Annotated in this window: 6 protein-coding genes; 2 read left to right on the top strand and 4 right to left on the bottom strand. The window is 38.6% G+C overall.

Translation table 11 applies throughout. The features are described from left to right. Positions 1–191: 191 nt before the first annotated feature. The 4 genes from I6F47_RS10480 to pomA form a co-directional block, all read right to left on the bottom strand. Positions 192–2,132, bottom strand: coding sequence for a DNA topoisomerase III (locus tag I6F47_RS10480; protein ID WP_197183793.1), 1,941 nt, complete (start codon positions 2,130–2,132; stop codon positions 192–194). Positions 2,133–2,202: 70 nt separating this feature from the next. After that, the gene (locus I6F47_RS10475; protein WP_165725712.1) at positions 2,203–2,691 is read right to left on the bottom strand and encodes a hypothetical protein; all 489 of its coding nucleotides are present in this window, start codon (positions 2,689–2,691) and stop codon (positions 2,203–2,205) included. A gap of 151 nt (positions 2,692–2,842) precedes the next feature. Beyond that, on the bottom strand, positions 2,843–3,763 hold the full coding sequence (locus I6F47_RS10470; RefSeq protein WP_007587113.1) for a flagellar motor protein MotB: 921 nt from the start codon (positions 3,761–3,763) through the stop codon (positions 2,843–2,845). 2 nt (positions 3,764–3,765) lie between these two features. Further along, positions 3,766–4,533, bottom strand: a complete 768-nt coding sequence (gene pomA / locus I6F47_RS10465) for a flagellar motor protein PomA (protein ID WP_007587114.1) — start codon at positions 4,531–4,533, stop codon at positions 3,766–3,768. Between the two features lie 321 nt (positions 4,534–4,854). On the opposite strand from pomA, the gene I6F47_RS10460 reads away from it, so the two are divergent. Then, positions 4,855–5,097 (top strand): exodeoxyribonuclease VII small subunit, encoded by a 243-nt coding sequence (locus I6F47_RS10460; protein WP_002961738.1) that lies wholly within the window; start codon positions 4,855–4,857, stop codon positions 5,095–5,097. A 2-nt stretch (positions 5,098–5,099) separates the two neighbouring features. Continuing rightward, the gene (gene ispA, locus I6F47_RS10455; protein WP_197102821.1) at positions 5,100–5,987 is read left to right on the top strand and encodes a (2E,6E)-farnesyl diphosphate synthase; all 888 of its coding nucleotides are present in this window, start codon (positions 5,100–5,102) and stop codon (positions 5,985–5,987) included. Positions 5,988–6,000: the final 13 nt, after the last annotated feature.

The raw sequence follows: 6,000 nt of genomic DNA, 5'->3' as shown, positions 1-6,000 counted from the left end.
GCGCGGATTACATCAAGGTCAGAAGTAATAATCTTCACTAAAAGACCGTATATATGACAGCAAACCTGTCCCTGCTATCGTTGAATGACACCTTGCAATACTGGAGGAGACCATATATGAATTCTGGATAATAAATATATCTCAAGCAGAGTTCAGGTTAAGTAATATCGTTTAATAAAATGGCTCTGTAGCTAACTAGCAACAGAGCTTTTTTTATAACTCGACTTTTTAAAGGTCGCTTTTCCACCTCGTTTAGCAAAGCGTTTTTTAGGTGAACTTTTTGGTAACCTTGCAAATGCATTGCTATCGCAGTTTGCTGCTAATTGTACAAACCCATTTAAGTCAGCAAGTAAAGGCTGTAAAAATTGCTGATAACTCATTACTTGCTGCGCAATATCACCTAAGCTCGATTCCCACTTTGCGGTTAAATCAGGACTCGCTAAACCTTGTGGTAATACGCTAATAAGGGCAAGTCCCGTTTCGGTCGCTCTAATTGACTTACCTTCACGTTTTAAAAAACACCGCTTAAATAACAACTCGATTATTCCCGCACGTGTTGCCTCCGTACCTAAACCATCAGTGTCTTTTAATACTTTTTTAATTTGTGGATCTTTAACATAACGACTAATGCCGGTCATCGCAGCCAATAATGTAGCATCGGTAAAATAAGCAGGGGGTGATGTATGCTTTTCGACTACTTCGCCTTGCTCACAAAAAAGAGACATACCTTTTGTTAAAGGAGGTAACGTAGCTTCATCTTTTAATTCAGACTTACCCATTAATACCTTAAAGCCTAAGCTTACATCTTGTTTTGCATTTGCTTTAAATAATCCGCCTGCGATTGTTATCTCTGCTTTAGTTTCGTTATATATATAGTCGGGATAAAACTGAATTAGGTAATGGCGGCTTATTAATTGATATACCTTCGCTTCGTCACCGCTCAAACTCGCTGACTTTAACTGCTTAGCAGTAGGCACAATGGCATGATGGGCAGCCACTTTTGAATCGTTAAAACATTTACTACGCTTTTTTACATCAGCCCCATTTACTAATTCACTGCTTTGCCCACCATTAGCACTTATAGCTTTAAAAATAGCAGATGCATCTTGATGGTGATCTTTAGGTAAATAACGATTATCAGAGCGTGGGTAAGTAATTAGTTTATGACGTTCGTAAAGTATTTGGCAAATATCCAACACCTTTTGAGCTGGCATACCAAATGCTTTAGCCGCATCTATTTGCAGTGCAGATAGGTTATACGGTAATGGAGCACTTTGTTTTTTTTGTTTTTGGTCAAGTGAAGTAAGCTCAGCACTTTGCTTTGTAATGCGTGAAGCAACATTTTGTGCGAGTGCTTTGTTAAGTATTCGCCCTTCTTCATCTTGATGTGGCTCACATGCTTTACTAGGAACCCACTTAGCTATGAATGGCTGGTTATCTGGAGTAAGTAAATGCGCCAGTACATCGTAAAAAGGCTTAGATACAAAGTGTGCTATTTCGTTATCTCTATTAACAACAAGACCTAAAATAGGGGTTTGTACTCGCCCTACCGAAAGCACATTACCAAACCCTGCTTTTTGCCCAGCTAGTGTGTATGCACGTGTTAAATTCATACCAAATAGCCAATCAGCACGAGAGCGCGCTAAAGCAGATACACTTAGCGGAATAAAATCTCGATTAGAACGCATAGTACCCAGTGATTTTTTTACCGCCGATAAGTTTAAATCACTAATGAGTAAACGTTGCGTACTCTGCTTTTTAGCCTGACTTATTTTAGCTTCTTCAATTACTTGATCGACTAGTAGCTGGCCTTCACGGTCTGGATCGCCAGCGTGAATAAGTTGCGAGGCTTGTTTAATTAATTTTTTTAAAACAGTGAGCTGTTTACGTGTTTTGGTTTTGGCTTTTAACTTCCACTGTTCAGGTATTATAGGTAAGTGTTCAAACTGCCACTTTTTAAAGCGCTCATCGTAATCATCGGGTTCTGCTTGTTCTAGCAAATGTCCAATACACCACGATACACAATCGCCATTAGCGACTTCTATATAACCATCATATTTTTTATGTGGTTTTGGTAACGCATCAGCAATAGCGCGTCCAAGTGAAGGTTTTTCTGCAATGTAGAGTTTCATAGCCTGCTCATCACTGTTTATATAAACAGTAGTCTAGCACAGCTATTTTAAAGGAGGGAACTTTTTGTAACTATTGGCTAGCTGGGCTTTTTTTGTCTTTTGTTAAAATATAAATAAGCGGAAGATAACAAACAATAACGGTGCCTATATTAATAAATGGCAATAAGGTTTTATAAATGTATGTACTATAAGAAAGATCCCATAAATGGCGGTCGACTAATCTAAATAGCTGTAAAATTGGTGCCATAATAACAACCAATTGACCTAATACGCATTGCCATAAATAAACCTTATCTTTTAACCCCAGATATGCGATGAGTGCCATCCAAGCAATATCATTAAAGGCCCAAACAAGGTATCGATAAACATAAATCCCATTATCAAACTCTTTCAAGTAAGGATGAATAATGGTTCCATATAAAAAAAAAGCGGCTGTAATTAAAGCGAAACGCAGGGCCAAATAATCTTTTCTAAAATAAAAGATGAAAATAGCAGGGCTTAAAATAAACACCCAACTAGTATCTAATATCAATATAGTCTTTAAAAACCATTCAGGCATTAGAGTTAATCAAGTTTTTTTTCATCATCGTCATTACCACCGCCATTTCCTGGCATATGACTAAACTTATCGACCTTTTTCATAAACTATTCCGTTACATTTGTTAAAGAAAGCATACTTTATGATAAATAAGTGTGTTTGCCAATAAAAGTTATCTTACATCTATAGGAGCTGACTCTTTTGCTTTACCTTGTAATATAGATATTTCTACTCGGCGATTCCTGCGGCGATCTTCATCGGTGTCATTCGGTACAAGTGGTCGTGTTTCAGCTCGACCAACCACCATCATTCGGGTTTTATCAAATCCTTGGACTTTTTGCAGTTCACTTGCAACGGCTACAGCACGCTTTGATGATAGGTCCCAATTATTAATATATAACTCATTCGACACCTGAAAATCATCAGTATGGCCAGATACTGTTATTTCACCGGGTACATCTTTTAACAGCACACCGATATCTTGAATTATAGGTTTAAACTTAGGTTGTAAAAATGCACTACCTGAAGGAAATGAACCATTCTCTCTAATGCGAATAATTATTTGCTGCCCTAAAGACTCAAGCTCAATTGCGCCATCGATTATTTGCTTTTCAAGCTGCTGCGCTATCTTTTTAACAAGCTCGTTAGTTTGCTCCTGATCGGCTGCTGAAGTTGCTTGCTCAGAAGATTCTTCTTGTGAGGTACTACGAGATTCGCCACCGCGTTTATCCCCGCGCTGTTCTTGCCTGCCGCCTGCTGAGCTTTCATCGCCAGCCTGAAACTCTAACATTTGTTGAGTCATTTCGACTGTTTGCTGCTGAATGGTTTCTATTGGGGTTGGCTCTGGTTTACCTGGGGTAAACTCCATGGCAATAACAGAGGTCCCTTTAGGGATGTCTTTTACTTCAATTTTATTCTGCACACCAAAAGCAAACTTCATAGAGCCCGCAATTTGTTTAAACTTAAGTACATCCATTTCTGAAAACGCGAGCAAGAGTACAAAAAAGCACATTAACAGTGACATTAAATCGGCAAACGTTCCCATCCATGCAGGTAGACCTGGTGGTGGACATTTGCACTCTTGATCAGACATAGTTACTCCTCGGTATCTACTTTGCGTTTAGATTCAGCTAAGTAATTTTTCAAAATACCTTCGATTACTTTTGGATTTTGACCATCTTGTATACCTAAAATAGCATCCAAAATTAAACGCTGATTCATCGCTTCCTCGTCTTTACGCAGTTCAAGTTTTACCTGAATAGGAATTGCCACAACATTGGCTAAAAACGCGCCATATAAAGTTGTTAATAGTGCTACTGCCATTGCAGGACCAATTGCCTTTGGGTCATCCATGTTAGACAACATTGCAACCAAACCAATTAGAGTACCAATCATACCCATTGCAGGCCCTATATCAGCTAACGACTTAAATAAACCCGCGCCCAATTCATGGCGAGTCGTAGTTAGAGAAATATCTTTTTGAAGTGTAGCGCGAACTACATCTGCATCATGGCCATCAACGAGCATATCGACGCCTTTGCGCATAAAGGGGTTTGGAATTTCAGCTTCTTCGAGTGCTAAAAAACCGCCTTTACGAGCTGAATCAGCAAGTTCTACTGCTTTTTCGATAAGTATTTCTGGCGTTTCGATTTTAAACATAAACGCTTTGGCAACAACTTTACCTATCCCCAAAAATTGCGACATAGTGAAGTTTGATAAAACAATAAAGAGTGAACCACCAAATACAATAACCACAGACGGGGTATTGTAAAACATAGCCATTTCACCGCTACTACTCATAAACATAGACATGACAATTAAGCCAATTGCGCCTAGGATCCCGATTATGGTTGCTAAATCCACATTTCCTCCAGAAGTTTCATGCTTAATGGCCTTATCATAAACTTTTATTATTAACTGCTTATCGGCAACATATTGAATTGCTTAAGCCATTTTTATAAATAAACATAAAAAGCAGCCTTTAGCACTATCTTAGATCAAGTTATAAAGGCTACCTAATTATCAATTGATTTATTAAACCAACAGACCGCTATTAAGGCTTTATTAATGCACTTGAAATATAATTTAACGTTATAAAGGTAAAAAACCAATATCATCCTTTGACCTAGTTTAGCATTCCCCCTAAAATTGACCCCTAAATTTATTATGTAAGCTGAAATAAAGATGGCGACTAAAAAACCTGAAAACTTAAGTTTCGAACAAGCACTAGAAGAATTATCTACAATCGTTAGTGACATGGAACAAGGTGACTTATCGCTTGAGCAATCGTTAAAGCAATTTGAGCGTGGAATTGCATTAGCAAGTGCTTCATCAGGGAAATTACAGCAAGCAGAACAAAAAGTATCAATTTTGATGGGGAATGGCGAAAAGTCAGTACTTACAAATTTTGATAATGATATGGAATAGCTGTGAGCATAAAAAATCATATTGAACTTGCTCAAAAAGATGTAGTAGCGACCTTACAACAGCATTTTAACCAGCCTCTCGATACAGAAGAAACGGTAAAGAACGCCACCCAGTATGGATTATTTAATGGCGGTAAAAGATTACGTCCATTTTTAGTTTATGCCACAGGTAAAATGCTCGGCGCAAACCATCAAGACTTAAACGTACTTGCTGCTGCAATTGAGTGTATTCATAGCTATTCGTTAGTCCATGATGACTTACCAGCAATGGATGATGACGACTTACGCCGCGGACGCCCTACTTGTCATATAGAGTTTGGCGAGGCAAATGCAATTTTAGCCGGTGATGCTCTTCAAACTCTTGCTTTTGAGCTTATTGCGAATCACAAATTTGAATGCTCATCGCAAACACAAGTAAAAATGATTGCTACACTTGCCCACGCATCAGGCCTTCAGGGTATGGTTGGCGGACAAGGTCTTGACATAGCAGCAACTGATAAAGTAATTACCGTACAAGAGCTTGAGCGAATACATAAGCTAAAAACCGGAGCTCTAATTAATTGCGCAATTACACTTGGTGCACTGTGCAGTGAAAAGGCTGATCAACAAACCTTAGAAAATTTAAGTGTTTTTGGGTATGCTATAGGGCTAGCATTTCAAGTACACGACGACATTTTAGATGTTGAAGGCGATACAGTTATTTTAGGAAAGCCACAAGGCTCCGATATTGCCGCGAATAAAGCGACATATCCGGCGTTATTAGGTATGCTAGGCGCTAAAGAAAAGGCGCAGAATTTAATACAACAAGCCCATGAAGCGTTAGCAAATATAGATGCTGACACAACACTTCTTGCGTCGCTAGCAAATTATCTAATTGAGCGTGACCACTAATTTTTGCTCATAC

Source organism: Pseudoalteromonas sp. NZS37 (assembly GCF_015864265.1).
Classification (GTDB): Bacteria; Pseudomonadota; Gammaproteobacteria; order Enterobacterales; family Alteromonadaceae; genus Pseudoalteromonas; species Pseudoalteromonas arctica.
Note: the sequence above shows the minus strand (reverse complement) of the source record. Positions and strands in the feature narration are given on the sequence as shown.